Consider the following 18,120-nt stretch of genomic DNA (forward strand, 5'->3'; position numbering starts at 1 on the left):
GCGAACAAACTCGCGGTAGCTCTGGGGGTACCCGCCGCCGTCCGGGAAACGGAACGAATCGAGTGCCTCGAAGTCGACATGCTCGAACGAGGGGGATTCAGGCGCGGGGACACTCATGACTCGATTATGGTCGGGTTGCTGGAGCCACGCCCCTGGAGCCAGATGGAGTGACGGCGGCGACCGTCAGTCCACACCAGGAACACGACGCGTTCGTGTCCGGACACTGCAGGGATCCGGCAGTACTCCTCGCCCGACATCGGACGCCAGTTGACCGTAGACATCGCAGGTAGAGCCCAGGATCGCGTCGAGCCGCGCTAGTTGAACCAGCGTCGCGTTTCGCTAATCTTCGCTGCAAGTCGACAAGCGTGGTGGTTGCCGCCCGCGTCGAAAGATGAGACAACGACCATGGGATACGCGGCGGTTGAGACGGTATCGATATCCCACGTTGAGACACGATGCGTAAGGTAAGGCTCAGTTACCTTCTTTGATGAACTGGTGTAGACATCCTGCGAACTTCTCGGCGCACACGGAGTACTGGCCACCAGGGGATGTGGTCTGTGACGAGTGCACATGGAGCGTCGGCGGAATCGGCGGGGATTCGGGGCTGTGTCGCTGGCGAGCGCACTGTGACGCAGGACTCCGTCGGCCGGATGCACACGATCCGCTGGGCACAGATGCGTGCTTGTGCGGAGGGCATCGTTGGCGATGATGAAAGCCCGCCCTTCGAGCTTTCGTAGGCGCGGATGCGGTTCGTCACGACATGAGACGTGGCCGGACCGCCCCGCATCAAACCCGTGCGAGACCGCTGCCGGCATAGTCATGCACCGACGCGGCTCATCTGAGCGCATAGACCTGTCAGTTCGGCGTGACCGGAACGGGCTGAGCGACTTAGCTATTGGCCTGTTCGTTGGTGATGGCGATGTCGAGTAGTTGGCGGGCGGGCGCGCTGAAACGGTGACGTCGTCGCCAGCAGGCATACAGCTTGCGTTCCAGGGTGAGGCTGGGTTGCGTTTGGACTCGTCGCCGGCGGATTCTTCGCGGTGTACACGGGCCGAACACCACGCCGTCGGGGAGTACGCCGCAGCCCGCGCAGACGTAGTGCTCGTCAAGGCCTCCCGCGGGGCCCGCCTTGACGAGGTCGCCGCCGCGCTCACAACTCGTGAGCGTAACTCGTGAGCGCGAGCTTCTTCAGGCTACGGCGCCAGCGCGGACATCTTGCCGCTGTTTCGTTCCGCGCATGCCGCTTCCGAACGCAACCCCACGGGCGGCATATCGTCCGCATATCGAAAATTGCATACGCGCTGGCAACACCGCGTTGTCTTGACTTTCGGCATGTCCTACAGCGACCTGGGTTTGATCGACAGCGAAGTGATCGCGGAGCGGCGCGTCCGAGCGCTCGACGATTCGTCACCCTCGGCCGTCCCGACCACTGGGGTCAGAGTTTTCGGATGCGGTCACGACGAAGCCGTTTTGTTCCGCGAGATGGGAACCCGTCTCGGGCTAACGCCAAGCATCACCGAGGAAGCGGTCAGTGAAACCAACGCTGAACTGGCGCGTGGCAACCGATGCATCAGCGTGAGCCACAAGACGCAGATCGACAATTCCACGCTGCTGGCGCTGAGCCGAGTAGGAGTGGAGTACATCTCCACCAGAAGCGTCGGGTACAACCACATCGACGTGGAATTCGCGGCGAGCATCGGCATCTCGGTCGGCAACGTCGACTACTCGCCCGACAGCGTGGGCGACTACACACTGATGTTGATGCTGATGACCGTACGCCACGCGAAATCAATTGTCCGCCGCACCGATACGCATGATTACCGGCTGAATGACACGCGTGGCAGGGAGCTGCGCGACTTGACCGTCGGGGTGATCGGAACAGGGCGCATCGGCACAGCAGTCATCGACCGGCTGCAGGGATTTGGCTGCCAAGTGCTGGCACATGACAGCAGGCCTCACGCCTCCGCCGACTACGTTCCGCTCGATGAACTGCTGCGGCAGAGCGACATTGTCACGCTCCACACTCCACTCACCGCGGACACACACCATCTCCTCGATCGCCGACGCATCGACCAGATGAAGCACGGCGCGTACATCGTCAACACGGGTCGCGGACCGCTGCTCGACACCGAGGCCCTCCTCTCCGCATTGGAGAGCGGCCGGTTGGGCGGCGCGGCGCTCGATGTCGTCGAAGGAGAGGAAGGGATCTTCTACGCCGACTGCAGAAGAAAGCTCATCGAGAACAAGGCCCTGGTGCGGCTACAGCGCCTGCCGAATGTGCTGATCAGTCCGCACTCCGCCTACTACACAGACCACGCCCTGAACGACACCGTCGAAAACAGCCTCGTCAACTGCCTCAACTTTGAAAGTGGGAGAACAGCATGAGCAGATTGAAGGTCGGGGTCATCTTCGGAGGGGCTTCCGAAGAACATCCCGTCTCCATCAAGTCGGCGCGAGAGGTGGCAAGAAATCTCGACACGGAGAAGTACGAACCGTTCTGGATCGGCATCACGACCGGCGGCGAGTGGAAGCTCTGTGACGGCCCCGACGCGGATTGGGAGAATCGCCGCGCCCGTCCCGCCGTGCTGTCACCCGATCGAAGTGTGCACGGCCTGCTGGTCATGGAGCAGGGGGGCTACGAAACCGTGCGCCTCGACCTCGTCTTCCCCGTACTTCACGGCAAGCTCGGCGAAGACGGCGCGATCCAAGGTCTGCTGGAGCTCGCCGGCATCCCCTACGTCGGCTGCGACATCCAGGGCTCGGCTGTGTGCATGGACAAGGCCCTGGCCTACACCGTGGCCAAGAGCGCGGGAATCGCCACGCCGAGCTTTTGGGTTGTCGCGGAGAACGAGAAGGTCGACGCCGATCATCTTCGCTATCCGGTCTTCGTGAAGCCGGCCCGTTCGGGTTCATCTTTCGGCGTCAGCAAGGTCACCCGTGAAGACGAGCTGCCGAACGCGCTGAGCGCGGCGCGACAGTACGACTCGAAGGTCCTGATCGAAGAAGCCGTGGCCGGCAGCGAGATCGGCTGCGCGGTCATGGGTGAACTATTCGGCCTGATCACTGGGGAGGTGGACCGCGTCGACCTCTCGCACGGATTCTTCAGGATCCACCAGGAGGACTCACCCGAAACCGGATCGGAGAACTCGACGTTCATCGTTCCCGCCGACATCTCCGACGAATCGCGCCGGCTCGTCCAAGAGACCGCCAAGGCCATCTACCGCACCCTGGGCTGCAAGGGACTTGCCCGCGTTGACATGTTCCTCACCGACGACGGACGGGTGGTCCTCAACGAGGTCAACACCATGCCCGGCATGACGTCGTACAGCCGGTACCCGCGGATGATGGCCGCCGCGGGACTGCCGATCTCCGACATGATCGACCGGCTCATCTCGATGACAATGCACGGGAAGAAGCGATGAACGACGACTTCGTCTACGTCGACGACTGGGTGCCCGGAGTCCGCTGGGATGCCAAGTACGCCACGTGGGACAACTTCACCGGCAAACCGGTAGACGGCTACCTCGCGAATCGAATCGTCGGCACCCGGGCTTTGTGCGCGGCCCTCGAGCAAGCACGCGAGAAGGCAGCTTCCCTCGGCTTCGGATTGCTTCTCTGGGACGGCTACCGTCCTCGACGCGCCGTCGACAGCTTCCTACGCTGGTCAGAACAGCCGGAGGATGGCCAGACGAAGCAGCGGCACTATCCCAATATCGACAGACCCGAGATGCTCGAAAAGGGATACGTGGCAACCCAGTCGGGCCACAGTAGGGGCGGCGCCGTTGACCTGACGCTCTATCACCTTGCGACCGGTGAACTTGCTCCTATGGGTGGCGACCACGACCTCATGGACCCGATCTCACGTCATCGAGCGCGAGGAATCAAGCCAATCGAGTCCAAGAATCGTGAGCTTCTTCGTTCCATCATGGAGGACTGCGGATTTGATCGGTACGACTGCGAGTGGTGGCACTACACGCTGAAACGCGAACCATATCCAGATGTCTACTTCGACTTTCCGATCACGTGATGGGTCTCCATTGTGTCTCGCAGTGGGGGCGTTTGGCGAACAACGACGAGGTCGTGATGCGGCGCACCGGCCCATCGGGGCTGGAGGTCTTCTTGCGACACACCGATCCATCGAAACTGTACGACTGGGCCTCCGACGGATACCCCTCGAGCGAGGAGTACCTGTTCTGGTCCCGCAAGGTCTGCGGCTTGGCGTGTCTCCAGTCGCTGCTCCACGGCTGGACTGACGTCCGACTGTCGATAGGCGAACTCCTTGCGCTGGCCGTCGAGTGGGGTTGCTATGTGGTGGAGCCTTCGGGCAAGGTCCACGGCCTGCTCTACAGGCCATTCATGGCGTGGGTCAGCACACAATTCGGATTCGACTGCCAACTGGTCGAGCACACCCCGATTCAGGTATCGGCCCGAGAGCTGCGGCCCGGGCAGGTCATGATCGCTTCGGTATCACCCGAGATTCGCGATCCCAACACCTACGAGCCGCGACGAGGAGGCCATCTTGTGCTGATCTATGCAGTCGATGATGGAGTGGTGCGGTTTCATAATCCGTCGGGCTACTCCCACAATTCAGACTCTGCATCGCTGCCCATGCATGTGTTCGAGCGGTTTCATGCCAACCGAGGAATCTTGGTCAGAGGGGCATCGTGATGCTGGCTGGCGAACCCGCACCGCGCGTCGTTGTCGCGGGCGGCCATTCGGCCGGGCACATAGAGCCCACGATGAACTTCGCCGACGCGCTGAGCCTGCTGGAGCCCACGGCCGAGATCACCGCGCTCGGCACTGTCCGTGGCCTGGACACCACGCTCATCCCTGCCCGCGGCTATTCGCTCGAACTTATCCCGCCCGTGCCACTGCCGCGCAAGCTGAGCCGCGACCTGCTGCACACGCCGGGCAGACTGCGCGACTCCGTCCGGGCGACCGGAGCCGTACTCGACCGCGTGCGGGCCGAGGTCGTGGTGGGCTTCGGGGGCTACGTGGCCATGCCCGCTTATCTTGCCGCACGCCAGCGGGGAATGCCGATCGTCGTCCATGAGGCGAATGCCCGGCCTGGAGTGGCGAACCGACTGGCGGCCCGGATGACGACCCACGTATTTACCGCCGCGCCCCGTGTCCACCTGGCTCACGCCAGCGCGATCGGCATCCCGCTGCGGCCGGCGATCACCAGGCTCGACCGGGCCGCGCTGCGCGAGGCGGCTCGGCAACGGTTCGGCCTGCGCCTGGACGAGCCGGTACTGATGGTCACTGGCGGTTCGCAGGGAGCTCAAGCGATCAACGCCGCCGTGGCCGGCGCTGTAACAGCGTTGCGGGCGGCCGGCGTGCAGGTGCTGCACATCACCGGGCCACAGCGCATGGTCGAGCCGCCCGACGGCGACCCCGGCGACCCGCCCTACGTCGTCGTCCCGTACGTCGATGAGATGCAGTACGCCTACGCCGCAGCCGACTTCGCGATCTGCCGCTCGGGGGCGATGACGTGCGCCGAACTCGCCGCTGTCGGCTTACCGGCCGCCTATGTGCCGCTGCCGCTGCGCGGCGGTGAGCAGCGCTTGAACGCCGAGGCGGTCGTTGCTGCCGGCGGGGCAGTGATCGTCGACGATGCCGATCTCAACGCAGGATGGATCGAGACCACTCTGATCCCGCTGCTCGCGGATACCGAGCGGAGAGCGGTGATGTCGGCTCATGCGTTGGCAGCCGGCGCACCCGACGTGGGTTCGCTGCTGGCCCGGCACGTGCTTACGGTCGTCGCTGAGCGGCGGGCAGTCGCACTGCGACGGAGAGCCCGCCGGCAGCTCGGGGGCTGAGCGTGAGGGATCCGTCGTGTGCCTGAGTGATGCTCTTGACGATCGCCAGGCCAAGGCCCACCCTCGCATCGTCCCCGCGGGTGCGAGCAGTGCCGCGCTGAAACGGCTCGGTGAGTGTCGAGACCAACTGTGGACTGAGCTTGTCGCCGGTGTTCTCGACCGTGAGCATGACGGACTCGGAGCCGATGGCGGTGCTGATCTGCACGCTGCCGTGCTCGGGGACGTTGTGGACGATCGCATTGTGCAGAAGGTTCGTAGTCAACTGCAGCAAGAGTGCGTGTGAGCCGATGACCGGCGCGATGTCCCCGGAGGTCTCGATGCTGACGCCGTGCTTCTCCGCGAACGGGAGGAGTGTCTCGGCGGCTTCTTCCGCGATGAGCGACAGATCGACGTCTTCTCGGCTGAAGGACCGTTGGTCGGTACGGCTGAGCAGGAGCAATGCCTCGGTGAGCTCGATCGCTCGTGCGTTGACAGCGCGGAGGCGTTCGTCGAGCTCGCCGCCGTCGCGGTTCGGATCGTTGCGGGCGACATCGAGAAGGGTTTGTGTGATCGCCAGCGGGGTGCGCAGCTCGTGGGAGGCGTTGGCGGCGAATCGCTGCTGCGCGGCGTCTCGTGCTTCGAGCTGTGCGAGCATGGCGTCGAAGGCATCGGCAAGTTCACGGAACTCGTCGTTGCGTCCCTCCAGTTCGATCCGGTACGACAGCGAGCCACTCCCCGCCTCCCGCGCGGCGCGCGTAATGCGCGTCAACGGGGCAAGCATTCGGCCCGCGAGAATCCAACCACCCACAAGGCCGAACACCAGCAAGAACCCGAGCGCCAAGATCGCTGCTGGGACAAACACCACGGGACCGAAGTTGCTCGGGTCGAAGACCCGGGCAAAGTCGGCCAGATCAGGGAATTGGAAATTCGTGGACCGCCCTCTCAGCAGGAAGACCCAAACCGCCGCAAGGAGCAAGACACCAGCGAGCATGAGGAACCCGGCATAACTGAGAGTGAGTTTGAGGCGAACGCCCAACCCAGGCGCTCTATCCACCGTCGCCCCCGCCTCTGGCGTCCGGTTCGGTATCGATGCGGTACCCGACCCCCGGCACCGTGGCGATCAGCCACGGTTCGCCGAGCCGCTTGCGCAACGTCGAGACCGTGATGCGCACGGCATTCGTGAACGGATCGGCGTTCTCGTCCCACGCCCGCTCCAGCAACTCCTCGGCGCTGATCACACCGCCCTCGGCAGCGACGAGAACTTCGAGCACCGCGAACTGCTTCCGGGTCAGCGCGACGTACCGGCCGTCCCGGTAGACCTCGCGACGGAACGGGTCCAGCTGCAGACCAGCGATCTCCCGCACGGGCGGCCTGCTGTGCGCGCGCCTGCGGTCGAGGGCCCGGAGACGGAGCACGAGCTCCTGCAGCTCGAACGGCTTGGTGAGGTAGTCGTCGGCACCGAGCTCGAACCCGGAGGCCTTGTCGTCCATCCGGTCCGCGGCAGTGAGCATCAGGATTGGTATGCCGCCACCGGAAGCGACGATGCGCTGGGCGATCTCGTCACCGGAGGGGCCGGGGATATCACGGTCGAGGACGGCGATGTCGTAGGCGTTGACGCCCAACAGATCCAGGGCAGTGTCCCCATCACCGGCGATGTCGGCCGCGATCGCTTCCAGGCGCAGCCCATCGCGGATGGCTTCCGCCATGAACCGCTCGTCCTCGACGACCAACACACGCATGCTCGCCATGTTAGGCGGCCGCGTATATCGCCGGCGTATCAAAAATCGCCTTCGGGCTGGCAACAGCGCATTGCCTTGATTGAGCAGTGTGGGCCAGACCGCAGCACGACCGAAGACCCGCAGGACTCCCAGACCGACCGTTGTCGGCCTGGTCCTCGTCATCTTCGCTATGACCGTCGGGATCGTCGTAGACCGGTCGGGATCGCCATCGGGGACGACTGGACCTGGTGCAGTGCGGGTCTGAGGTAGGCGGCACCAGAGATACGCGGACCGATGCCGATGGCGACATGACTGAATCTGACGGAGCCCTCCCCGACGGCGCGACAGTCTTCGATCGCCAGCACCCTGGCATAGCGAACCTCAGCCAGCACTACTCCAGGCCATGCTCGCAGCCGCGAACGACGCCGCTGACGACGGCATCCAGCTCTAGCGAGGCGCACACCTTCGCGAATGCTGGCCACTGAGCAAGCTGTGTACGAGCACGTCGCTTGAGGTTCACAGACAATCGAGAGATGAGCAGCGCGAGTCAGATCAGTGAGCAGGCCGTGGTCCTGGCGATGGACTACGGACTGTTCAGTCTCTCCGGAGGCCTCGCGGATTTCGAGGACGAATTCGAACTGCTCGCGCAGGCGCAGGCTGCGCTGCCGTGCGCTGGTGACGGCAAGGCGCTGGTGGTGCTGAGCCCGCACCAGAACAACTTCGAGATGCCGATCGCCGTGCAGTTGTGGGACGGCGCCCGCCCTCGGACCGGGACGAGTGGCAGCAGGTTTGCGAGGAACAACTCCGGATCTCCGAGGCCGGGCAGATGATGATCGCCTCACCCACCACGGGCGAGGTCTTCTGCGAGGTCCCCGAAGGTGACTATCTGATAGAGGTCAACGGCCGTGGGTTCGTCAACTACGGCTGGCCCGGAACCACTAATCCAGGCGATGTGTGGCGGATCCGGCTGTGGCCCAACGATGGAACCGCACCGCAGCCGGCTCAGATGTGGGACATGCCCGGATACGGGATCCCCGAGGACAGCCCGCTCCCCGAGCCCACAGTGGAGCCGGTGGAATCGGATGAGCCGAAGTGGATCACGGTGTCCGGGCCAGGAGGCGTCAGCCGCACGGTCAAACCGTCCGAACTTTGAGCCGAGTCCGCCGAGAGGGAACGTCGGGCATGGGGCGGCGGTGACCCAATCCCCGAACTGCTTGAGTACAACGGCGGACAGCACCTCGCCAAGTACGACCGCGCCCTCGTGCTCGCACTCATCGACATGGACGACACCCGGCTACGCGAGGTCGCGCGATGGTGCGTCACCAAGGCGTACAAGTTCGCTGGCCTCGCCGACCGACCCTGGATCACACCCGCGTTGGCGACGCTGCACGCCGGTGACCCACTGCCATCGCCGTTCGACGACCCGGCCACAGCATCCGCACACTTCGAGGCCGAGCGCCGACGAGAAGCGCCGGACCGTGTGAGTAACAGACAGGGCGTGATCTACTCCATCGGGGAGTTCGACCCGTTCGACATGGGTCCGATCAGCCGTCCCGCGTTTGCGCTCCCCACGATCTTCGCGGCCGCAAAGCCGGACCCGAGGCAGGCCGCGTTCGAGGCGCTCTACGGCGCCTCGGTTACATACCAGGAAGATGCACGCGAACTGCATGGCCAACTCCGGGCGGCATTCGGGATCGCACCCGGCCAGCCGTAACCGGTATCAGCGAGTCAACGCAACTGGACCGGAGACAACCTCACCTGCTGGTCATTCGGGATGCGTCCGTCTCATCGGATCACAAAACCCCAGGTTCTTGTCTCAACATCTCAACATGTCCGAATTCTGTCTCAAGATTCGGTGTCTGCGGCAGGGTGTAGGTTCCGGATCTTCTTGTCCGATCGGCCTGTAGCTTTCAAGATCTTCCACGACAGTTGTCGCCGAAATTCCGGGCGAATATGTTCTTTTCGCAGCTCTGGTCGAGCTGGTGCCACATCTGCCACGACGCGGTCCTACGGACAAGGCTTACTCGTCGCACGCCAACCGGACCCTTGCTGCAGTCGAGGGCAAATATTCCGTCATTGAGTGAGCAGCGCGACAAGTCTTGCGCCCCGTACGAACCCGATCCGTTCCTCACCGAACCACCCACCCCTACCACTGGACGATGAGTCAAATGGTCACAATGCCAAGGGCGCCGCGGATGCGGATCGCCCCTGCCGCAATGAGTCTCGTCGCCCCGACGGCAGTCGCGGGATGCGCCGACGATGCGGATCCATGCACCCAGCTGCGTTTGGACTACTTCCAAGCTGCTGCCGACGCCCGTGCCGAAGCGAACAATCTGATCCTCGGGGTGGTGTTCCAGGCCGGCGAACTCGACCCCGCACTCATCTCCGATGGAAAACCCATCAACGCGCGAGGGATCGAACCGAACACCGAAGCTGCGAAGGCGCTCGCCGCCCTCCTCGCGGACCGCGAGCTCCACAAGTACATCAACAGTTTCACCACCGAACACAAGTACGGGCACTATCTCGACGGAGCTCGATGCCGACCCGAGCCTCCGCAGTCCTGACGATTCCAGCGACTGCGCGTTCCACCCGCCCCAAGGGAACAGGCGGCCCCCTATTGTTCATTCTGGCTGAACACGCGACCCTGCACGGTAGTGCCGCACGCCCAATTGGGGGTTGACTACGCAGCCTTCCGCCTGCCACCCTCTCACTGAACAACCCGAACGATCGCTCGGTTCAGTTCATTGGGAGGAAGGAAAGCGCATGTCGACCGACATCGAACTGTCAGATCTCACGGATCTGCTGGCAGCATCGCCCAGCAACTGGGGCAAGTGGGGGGCCGACGACGAAGTCGGAAGCCTCAACTACCTGACCACGGAGCAGGTCCTCGCCGGTGCGGCGTTGATCCGACGGGGGTCGGTCTTCACCCTCCAGCGACTTATCGGCGACCCGAAGGGCGATCCGGTGTGGCCCGGCCGCGAGCCGGCCGAGCGCGAGATGATCTACGACGAATCGGATTGGGACGAAGGCGGTTCGGGCCCATGCTTCCCGGGCGGACTCCACTACGCCGACGACAAGATCGAGGCCTTCCTGCAGGGCTCGACGCAGTACGACGCCCTCGGCCACGTCTGGTACGACGGCAAGATCTGGAACGGCTACGACGCCCGCAGCACGGTCGGCGGCATGTCCAAGGCCAGCGTGGAACCGATCGCCCGGCGCGGAATCGTCGGCCGGGCGATCCTGCTCGACATGGCCCGCCACTTCGACAAGGAGTACCTCGGGCAGCGCGAGACGTTCGACCACAAGGACCTCGAGGCCTGCGCGGAACGACAGGGCATCGAGATCCGCAACCGCGACATCATCATCATCCGCACCAACCATCTCGAGATGTTCTTCCGCGACCGGGAGGCGTTCTACGCGGACTTCTGCGAGCCGGGCCTGGTCTACTCCCCCGAGTTGGTCGAATGGTTCCGGGACAAGGAGATTCCCAACCTGGTCACCGACACCATTGCGAACGAGGTGACCACCGATCCCCACAACGGGATGGCGCTGGTCCTGCACAACGCCCTGATGCGCAACCTCGGCGTGGCCTTCACCGAGATCTGCGATCTCGAGAGTCTCGCCGCCGACTGCGCCGCCGACGGAACCTACGAGTTCTTCTATGTCGCAGCCCCGCTCAAGATTCATCAGGCCACCGGCGCCCCGGTCAACCCGGTGGTGATCAAGTGACCTACCGGGACCGTCCCTGGCTGCGCCTCTACCCGGAGGGACTCGGCCCCGAGATCGCCCCCGAGTTCCACAACGGTCTCGAGGTGTTCGGATCGGCGGTGCGGCGCGCCTCGGCGATGCCCGCCGTCAGGTACTTCGACGGATCGGCGACCTTCGGCGAACTCGATGCCGCCTCCGATGCACTCGCGAACCACTTGCAACGCGGGGGCTTCGGCCGTGGCGATCGCCTGGCGCTCTTCGTTCAGAACAACCCGGCATTCGTCATCGGACTGCTGGCAGCGTGGAAGTGCGGTGGTGCCGCCGTCGCCGTCAATCCGATGAACAAGCAGCGCGAGGTCACGTACCTGCTGCAGGATTCGGGCGCGCGTGCATTGCTCGCCCTCGAAGACTTGACGAGTCGGTGGCGGAACCCGTACTCGCACAGGAAGAAACGACGGTAGAACTGGTCGTGACGACGTCGGGGCTCGACGGACAGCGCCGCAACGACGATCGCCTGTTCGGTGGAGCGACCCGGAGAAGCCTCGCCACCGCTGACCTGTACACCATCATCGGCAACCACGACGGGCGAAAGCCCGACCCGGTGAGCATCGACGGCGACGACCTCGCGATCCTCACCTACACCTCGGGTACGACCGGCAAGCCGAAGGGCGCCGTCAACACTCACGCGAACTTTGCGTTCAACGCCCAGACATACCGCGACTGGGCGCATCTGCGTGACGGCGATCCCGTGCTCGGAATCGCCCCGCTCTTCCACATCTCCGGACTCGTCGGGCACATCATGGTGGCGTTCCTGACCGCGTCACCGCTCGTCCTCTCGCACCGCTTCCAGCCGGAGGTCATGCTCGATTCGATCCGAGAGCACCGTCCGGCGTTCACCATCGGAGCGATCACCGCTTTGATCGCACTCGCCGGCGCGGACGGCGCGTGTCCCGACGACTTCTCGTCGTTGCGGGCGATCTACTCGGGCGGTGCACCTGTGGCACCGGCGGTCGCAGACCGCCTGGAATCGATGTACGGGACCTACATCCACAATATCTACGGGCTGACCGAGACCAGTTCGCCCACGCACGCGGTGCCCGCGGGGATGCGTGCACCCGTCGATCACGAATCCGGTGCCCTCTCGGTCGGCGTGCCCGTGTTCAACACCGTCGTACGGGTTCTCGACGAGAACGGCAACGAGGTTCCCGCCGGACAGATCGGGGAGTTCGCCGCGACCGGTCCCCAGGTGGCCCCCGGCTACTGGAACAATCCGGAGGCGACCGCCGCATCCATGCCGGGTGGTGAGTTGCGTACCGGGGATGTCGGATTCATGGACGCGGACGGATGGTTCTATCTGGTCGACCGCAAGAAGGACATGATCAACGCCTCCGGCTACAAGGTGTGGCCGCGAGAGGTCGAGGACGTGCTGTACGGGCACCCCGCCGTGCGGGAGGCAGCGGTCGTGGGCGTTCCCGACGAGTACCGCGGCGAGACCGTCAAGGCATTCGTATCGTTGGCCTCGGGCGCGTCGGCGACCGAGGAGGAGTTGATCCAGTTCTGTCGCGAGCGCATGGCCGCATACAAGTATCCGCGCTCGATCGTGGTGGTCTCCGAGCTACCGAAGACCGCTACCGGGAAGATCCTGCGGCGGGCTTTCCGCGACAACGGAATTCCAGCGGCGGGAGCGCTGTGATGGGGCCCGAACTGAATGAGTCGGTCGCCGTTGTCACCGGCGCTGCCCACGGCCTCGGGTTCGCGTTGGGGCGCGAGTTGCTGGGTCGCGGATGTCGTGTGGTCCTGGCCGACAGGGACGAGGACGGCCTGCAGGTGGCGGGCGAAACGCTGCGTCGGGTACACGGCGATCGGGTCGAGTGGATCGCCGGCGACGCCGCCGACTCGCACGACATCGAACGAACCCTGGCGCTCGCCGACTCGACATTCGGCCCGGTGGACCTGTACGTCGCGAATGCCGGTGTCTTCCAGGGCTTCGGCCTGGATGCCACGGAGCAGGAGTGGAGTACCTCGTGGGAGGTCAACGTCCAGGCGCACGTCCGTGCCGCCCGCCTCCTCGTCCCGTCGTGGCTGCAGCGAGGCGGCGGTCGGTTCGTGTCCATCGCCTCGGCAGCGGGGTTGCTGACGCAGTTGGGTTCGCCGACGTACTCGGTGACCAAGCACGCCGTCGTGGGTTTCGCCGAGTGGCTCGCCGTGACGTACGGCGACCTGGGCGTATCGGTGACCTGCGTGTGCCCGATGGGCATCGCGACCGCGATGATCGGTGACGCCTCCGAATCATCGGACCGGCAGATGCGATCGGCCGCCGCCACGATCACCCGGGCGGGGGAAGTGATGACACCGGAAGAGGTTGCCCGCCAAGCGGTCGACGGTGTCGCTCACAACCAGTTCCTCGTTCTTCCCCACGCCGAGGTGGCCGACTTCCGAGCACGGAAAGCTGCCGACATCGATCGTTGGATCTCCGGCATGCAGCGACATCGGCGCGTCACCGACGCCGAAGTCGACTGATCGACGCTAGGAGTACGCCGGTCGCATGCCCAGCATCGCGCGGGCATGACCGGCGTACTCCTGCGCGATCTGCTCCGGGGAGAGGGGCCCGGTCGGGTCGAACCACTGGGGCAGCGCAGCACACATCGTCGTGACGGCCCGCGCAGTCGTGTGCGGCCGGGGATGTACGACCGCACCCGCAGCGGCCGCCCGATCGAGTTCGGTGTCCATCAAGTCCTGCATCCCGCGGCGCTCCGCAGCGATGCGGCCCGCTGCCGGTTCTTCCAAGCTTCGTGTCTCGTTGGTGCCCACTACCGCAATGTCGCTGCGCACCACGTAATAGAGCGCGAGCGCCTCTACCATGTTCGAGTAGCGCTCGACCGGATCCGCTCCGCCCTCGTCACGGGCGCGAATCAAGCGGACCTGCACCTCCTCGATGATCAACTCGAAGATGGCGACCAACAGGCTCTGCTTACTGCGGTAGTGGTGATAGACGCCGGCCACACTGATGCCGGCGCCGTCGGCGATCATCCGCATGGTCGCGGCGTGGTAGCCGGTCTCCGTGAAGACATCTATTGCCGAACGCAACACCGGATCAACCGACAACGGCGCGAATTCACGCCACGCGCCCGCGTCGGTTGCGGCCGGATCCGGGACCGGCGGCGACGAATCGGCGACCGGCCCGCTGAGCAACCGTTTGATCGGAATCTGGAGTTCGTCGGCGATCTCCTGAAGGCGCATCAGCGTGGGCGAGACCTTGTCGTTCTCGATCGCGCTCATCGTTCCGACGCTGACGCCGATCCGTGCCGCCAACTCGCGAAGGGTCACGCCCACGAGGTTTCGCTCGCGGCGCACATTCGGGCCCACCGCGACAGCAGCTCGTTCAGCCATGCTGAACATCGTAGCGATCGGATCACCGCGTCCGATGATGTCTCCGTGTCGTAGGGTTTAGTGCGTCTCGCCGAGCGTCCTCCGAGGCGGCAAGCAGTGCGGGATCGAGAGAGGTGAGAAGGTGACATCCCCGAACAGGCCGTGGCTCGCCAGTTTCCCCGCCGAGCATCCCGATTCGATCACTCCCGACTTCGACAACGCGTTGGCGATGTTCGACGCCGCCGTGCAGCGGGCGCCGGCGGACGTCGCCATCCACTACTTCGACGGCACGCTCACCTACGGTGAACTGTCCGCGGCGGCGGATGCTCTGGCCTGTCACCTCCAAGAACGGGGATTCGGCCGCGGAGACCGCCTGGCGGTGTGCACGCAGAACAACCCGGCGTTCCTGATCGGTGTCGTCGCGGCGTGGCGTGCGGGCGGCACATCCGTGTCGCTCAGCCCGATGTGCAAGGAACGGGAGTTCGCCCATTTCGTGAGCGACTGCCGTCCCAACGCAATTCTGATCCTCGAGGACGTGTTCGAGACCGTTGCTCAGGCAGCGCTTCGTGAATGTCCCATCGGCAACATCGTCACCGTGTCGGCACTCGACGGCCAGAGCCGCAACGACGCCCGCCTGTTCGCCGCGAGCCGCCGGATCCCGACCGGCGCCACGGACCTGTACGAACTGGTTGCCGCCCACGACCGCGCGCACCGTCCGACGATCACCGACAGCCCGGGGCCGGGAGAGTTGGCGATGATCATGTACACCTCCGGAACCACCGGTTTTCCGAAGGGGGCCATGCTGTCTCATCGCAACCTCGTCTTCAGCGCGCAGGTGTACCGGGACTGGGCACAACTGGGTCCGGGCGACTGTGTGCTCGGGCTCTCGCCGCTGTTCCACGTCTCGGGCTTGGTCGGACACGTGATGGTGGGATTCCTCCTGGGATCACCGCTCGTGCTGACCCACCGCTTCCACCCGGAGGTGATGCTCGATTCCGTTCGTGAGCATCGACCGACGTTCGCGATGGCGGCGATCACCGCCTACATCGCGCTGGCCGATGCCGGGGCGGACGCCACCGACCTCGACTCGCTGTCCGCGCTCTACTCCGGCGGTGCGCCGGTCTCCCCCACCGTTCTGAGCCGCCTCGAAACCGTATTCGGCAAGTACATCCACAACATGTACGGCCAGACCGAGACGAGTTCCCCATCGCACGCCGTACCGTTCGGCCGGCGAGCACCGGTGGATGCCGAAACCGGGGTGCTCTCGGTCGGAATTCCGTTGTACAACACGTACGTACGCGTGGTCGACGACTCCGGCCAGGACGTTCCGGTAGGCGACGTGGGCGAGCTGGTGACCACGGGGCCACAGGTGGCCCACGGATACTGGCCGAACCCCGACGACGGCGAAACCGTCCCCGGCACAACCACGTTTCCGACCGGCGATGTCGGGTTCATGGACCGGGACGGATGGTTCTACGTCCTGGACCGCAAGAACGACGTCATCAACGCATCGGGCTACAAGATCTGGCCGCGCGAGGTCGAAGAGGTTCTACTGAACCATCCCGACGTGAAAGAAGCTTCGGTGGTTGGCATTCCGGACGACTACCGAGGCGAGTCGGTGAAGGCTTTCGTCGTCGTCCGCGACGGCTCGGAACTCCGCGAGCTGGATCTCATCGAGTACGGCCGCCGTTCGATGGCCGCATTCAAGTATCCGCGTGAAGTCCAGTTCGTGGCCGCTCTGCCGAGAACCGTCACCGGAAAGCTGATTCGCAGTCGACTGTGAGCCGTCGAGGCGAGCCCGAGGCAGCGCACACGAACGCGAGGACCTCCGGTCGACCGTCGTGTCCGGGACACGACACGCTCGAACCGGAGGTCCTCGTCGTCACGCGCCGAGCGCGCCCGTCACGGGCGCGCTCAGTCAGCTCAGGTTGCCGAGCACATTGCCCAGGATTCCGCCGACCACGTTGGTGATCGAACCCTGCGGGTCGGTGACGGATCCGAAGACCTGGCCCGATCCGGTGTTCACCGAACCGAAGCCCAGATCCTCGAGGCTGCCCGAGCCGGCCTCGACGGGGTTCGGCGGACGAACGGTGACGCACACGCCCATCGGGTTGATGTTCCAGTCACCAGCCGCGAGCACGATGTTGGTGCCGGCGCCGCTGTCGAGCTTGGAGCCGACTGTGGCGTTATCCGGGACCTTGTAGGTGGTTTCCAAGGCGATGACTCCGCCACCTGTGGTGGTCCACCCGCCGCCCTTGGCGATGCCGGCGTTGTTACCGACGACGGCGGTACCGGTGACGTCCTCCCACTGCTGATTCCCGATCAGCCATTTGACGTTCAGGCGAGCCTTCACCAACTGGAAACCTGCCGGGTGGAAGTCACGGATCTCGTTGACGAGCGCTCCCGAACCGGACACCTTCGTGAGGTACATGTGTACCAGTGTCGAGATGCAGCGAAGATTGACGGGACGCGCCCCGCTACTTTGACGGATCTCGGGAGAATCGGCGAAGCCCGTCAATACAGGTGTACCGCCGGATCGAAAGGTGGCGAATCTGCTACGCCATGACCCCACAACCGGCTCGTTCACGGACCGCACAGCAATGGATCCCACTCCTGGCCGATTGCATCGCGTCGACACGGCGAGCGACGATGCGCCTGTGCGTATCTCCGACAAGAAGGCTGCCGACCTCAATGCACTCGCGGACGATGGCGAACAGAACGTAAAAAGTGCATCTCGTCCAATCCCGTACGTGCCCAAGTCGCTTTCGGACATCGATCTTCGCCATGTGTGACCACCGCTGAGAAGGCTGTGTTTAGTCGGGGGGCGATGGGCAGACCCTGCGGTCATACGTCAACAGGGCATCCGGGTACTTCGAGCACTCCCTGAACGCCTACGGGCGCGCCGGCAAGCCGTGCCCGCGTTGCGGCACGCCGATGGTGCGGGAGGCCTTCATGAACCGCGGTTCGCACTTCTGCCCGAGGTGCCAGCGACGGCGCTGACGCTCGTGTTCAATGCCGGGAAGGATGTCGAGACTTGGCGCGTGAGCGCAGTCGCTTCTGGCTCTGTGGCTCAGGTCTACGTCAACGCGGAGCGAGCGATCGGCGTGCAGCGCGACGTGAACGTGTCCGTGGCTTGCAGGCGCTGCTGCTTGACGCCGGAGCGCCTCGGGTCGCGGTGGCGTCCCGGCGGATCTCAGCCTCGAGCGGATCCGGATGAGCTGTGGGTCAGAGACGGGCAGGTCTCAGCGGCTCAATGACCTGGGCCTCGGAGCGCTCGCGCAGCTTGAGAAGCGCCTCGTCAAGGCTCGAGCCGAGCAGGTGGAGGGTGTTCATGCCGCGCGATTCCCACACCGGAAACTCCTCGTCGGCATTGCGGCTTGCGACGTCCCAGAGGAGAAGGTCGCCGTTCTCGCTCCAGCCGAAGACTTCGAGTCGTTCGGCGAGGTCCCAGCTACCGTCGGGCTCGATCATCCAGTCGAATTCCTCCTCTTCGCCCTCGCGGAAGACCGTGTGGAAGTGCTCGGTGA

Annotated in this window: 17 protein-coding genes and 3 pseudogenes; 15 read left to right on the forward strand and 5 right to left on the reverse strand. The window is 64.6% G+C overall.

The features are described 5' to 3' along the window. The first annotated feature begins 1,332 nt into the window (after positions 1-1,332). Genes vanH through AC1DWC_RS24705 form a run of 5 tightly spaced genes read left to right on the forward strand, consistent with a single transcriptional unit; the run spans position 1,333 to position 5,819 of the window. The gene (vanH, locus tag AC1DWC_RS24685) at positions 1,333-2,385 is read left to right on the forward strand and encodes a D-lactate dehydrogenase VanH (RefSeq protein WP_477912290.1); all 1,053 of its coding nucleotides are present in this window, start codon (positions 1,333-1,335) and stop codon (positions 2,383-2,385) included. After that, positions 2,382-3,422, forward strand: a complete 1,041-nt coding sequence (gene vanO, locus AC1DWC_RS24690; protein WP_477912292.1) for a D-alanine--(R)-lactate ligase VanO — start codon at positions 2,382-2,384, stop codon at positions 3,420-3,422. The genes vanH and vanO overlap by 4 nt, the downstream gene beginning before the upstream one ends. Continuing rightward, on the forward strand, positions 3,419-4,027 hold the full coding sequence (vanX, locus tag AC1DWC_RS24695; RefSeq protein ID WP_097210860.1) for a D-Ala-D-Ala dipeptidase VanX: 609 nt from the start codon (positions 3,419-3,421) through the stop codon (positions 4,025-4,027). Before vanO ends, vanX begins: the two co-directional genes overlap by 4 nt. Positions 4,028-4,059: 32 nt before the next feature. Continuing rightward, complete coding sequence (locus AC1DWC_RS24700; protein ID WP_477912293.1) at positions 4,060-4,668, forward strand: hypothetical protein; 609 nt, start codon at positions 4,060-4,062, stop codon at positions 4,666-4,668. Then, the gene (locus AC1DWC_RS24705) at positions 4,668-5,819 is read left to right on the forward strand and encodes a UDP-N-acetylglucosamine--N-acetylmuramyl-(pentapeptide) pyrophosphoryl-undecaprenol N-acetylglucosamine transferase (RefSeq protein ID WP_097210858.1); all 1,152 of its coding nucleotides are present in this window, start codon (positions 4,668-4,670) and stop codon (positions 5,817-5,819) included. Before AC1DWC_RS24700 ends, AC1DWC_RS24705 begins: the two co-directional genes overlap by 1 nt. On the opposite strand, the gene vanS-O is transcribed toward AC1DWC_RS24705, so the two are convergent. Next, entirely contained in the window at positions 5,752-6,852 is a 1,101-nt protein-coding gene (gene vanS-O, locus AC1DWC_RS24710; protein ID WP_477912295.1) for a vancomycin resistance histidine kinase VanS-O, read from the reverse strand. The two genes, AC1DWC_RS24705 and vanS-O, sit on opposite strands and share 68 nt — an antisense overlap. After that, a complete protein-coding gene (gene vanR-O, locus AC1DWC_RS24715; RefSeq protein ID WP_077043363.1) occupies positions 6,845-7,537 on the reverse strand; it encodes a vancomycin resistance response regulator transcription factor VanR-O in 693 nt (230 codons plus the stop codon). The genes vanS-O and vanR-O overlap by 8 nt, the downstream gene beginning before the upstream one ends. Positions 7,538-8,049: 512 nt before the next feature. On the opposite strand from vanR-O, the gene AC1DWC_RS24720 reads away from it, so the two are divergent. The 7 genes and pseudogenes from AC1DWC_RS24720 to AC1DWC_RS24750 all read left to right on the forward strand — a co-directional run bounded on the left by AC1DWC_RS24720 (position 8,050) and on the right by AC1DWC_RS24750 (position 13,744). After that, positions 8,050-8,346 (forward strand): hypothetical protein, encoded by a 297-nt coding sequence (locus AC1DWC_RS24720; protein ID WP_477912297.1) that lies wholly within the window; start codon positions 8,050-8,052, stop codon positions 8,344-8,346. After that, on the forward strand, positions 8,343-8,669 hold the full coding sequence (locus tag AC1DWC_RS24725) for a hypothetical protein (RefSeq protein WP_477912299.1): 327 nt from the start codon (positions 8,343-8,345) through the stop codon (positions 8,667-8,669). The genes AC1DWC_RS24720 and AC1DWC_RS24725 overlap by 4 nt, the downstream gene beginning before the upstream one ends. Before the next feature lie 108 nt (positions 8,670-8,777). Next, complete coding sequence (locus AC1DWC_RS24730) at positions 8,778-9,230, forward strand: hypothetical protein (RefSeq protein WP_477912301.1); 453 nt, start codon at positions 8,778-8,780, stop codon at positions 9,228-9,230. Positions 9,231-9,684: 454 nt separating this feature from the next. Then, positions 9,685-10,080, forward strand: coding sequence for a hypothetical protein (locus AC1DWC_RS24735; protein ID WP_477912303.1), 396 nt, complete (start codon positions 9,685-9,687; stop codon positions 10,078-10,080). Positions 10,081-10,279: 199 nt separating this feature from the next. After that, positions 10,280-11,245, forward strand: a complete 966-nt coding sequence (locus tag AC1DWC_RS24740; RefSeq protein WP_477912305.1) for a cyclase family protein — start codon at positions 10,280-10,282, stop codon at positions 11,243-11,245. After that, positions 11,242-12,917: pseudogene (locus tag AC1DWC_RS24745) on the forward strand (class I adenylate-forming enzyme family protein). Before AC1DWC_RS24740 ends, AC1DWC_RS24745 begins: the two are co-directional and overlap by 4 nt. Then, positions 12,917-13,744 carry an SDR family NAD(P)-dependent oxidoreductase gene (locus tag AC1DWC_RS24750; protein WP_477912307.1) on the forward strand — a complete coding sequence of 276 codons (828 nt, stop codon included), beginning with the start codon at positions 12,917-12,919 and terminating at the stop codon, positions 13,742-13,744. Before AC1DWC_RS24745 ends, AC1DWC_RS24750 begins: the two are co-directional and overlap by 1 nt. Before the next feature lie 6 nt (positions 13,745-13,750). Here AC1DWC_RS24750 and AC1DWC_RS24755 read toward each other — a convergent pair whose 3' ends face one another. Next, the gene (locus tag AC1DWC_RS24755; protein ID WP_477912309.1) at positions 13,751-14,614 is read right to left on the reverse strand and encodes a TetR-type transcription factor C-terminal domain-containing protein; all 864 of its coding nucleotides are present in this window, start codon (positions 14,612-14,614) and stop codon (positions 13,751-13,753) included. 121 nt (positions 14,615-14,735) lie between these two features. Between AC1DWC_RS24755 and AC1DWC_RS24760 the strand changes: the two genes are divergently transcribed. Then, a complete protein-coding gene (locus AC1DWC_RS24760) occupies positions 14,736-16,376 on the forward strand; it encodes a class I adenylate-forming enzyme family protein (protein ID WP_477912311.1) in 1,641 nt (546 codons plus the stop codon). 135 nt (positions 16,377-16,511) lie between these two features. On the opposite strand, the gene AC1DWC_RS24765 is transcribed toward AC1DWC_RS24760, so the two are convergent. Beyond that, the gene (locus AC1DWC_RS24765) at positions 16,512-17,024 is read right to left on the reverse strand and encodes a hypothetical protein (protein WP_477912313.1); all 513 of its coding nucleotides are present in this window, start codon (positions 17,022-17,024) and stop codon (positions 16,512-16,514) included. A gap of 112 nt (positions 17,025-17,136) precedes the next feature. On the opposite strand from AC1DWC_RS24765, the gene AC1DWC_RS24770 reads away from it, so the two are divergent. Both AC1DWC_RS24770 and AC1DWC_RS24775 read left to right on the forward strand, forming a co-directional pair. Further along, positions 17,137-17,385 (forward strand): hypothetical protein, encoded by a 249-nt coding sequence (locus AC1DWC_RS24770; RefSeq protein ID WP_477912315.1) that lies wholly within the window; start codon positions 17,137-17,139, stop codon positions 17,383-17,385. 58 nt (positions 17,386-17,443) lie between these two features. Then, positions 17,444-17,593: pseudogene (locus AC1DWC_RS24775) on the forward strand (zinc finger domain-containing protein); the annotation flags it as partial. 225 nt (positions 17,594-17,818) lie between these two features. Here the strand turns inward: AC1DWC_RS24775 and AC1DWC_RS24780 are convergent. After that, positions 17,819-18,120: pseudogene (locus AC1DWC_RS24780) on the reverse strand (hypothetical protein); the annotation flags it as partial.

It is taken from the genome of Rhodococcus sp. P4_C10, assembly GCF_056402135.1.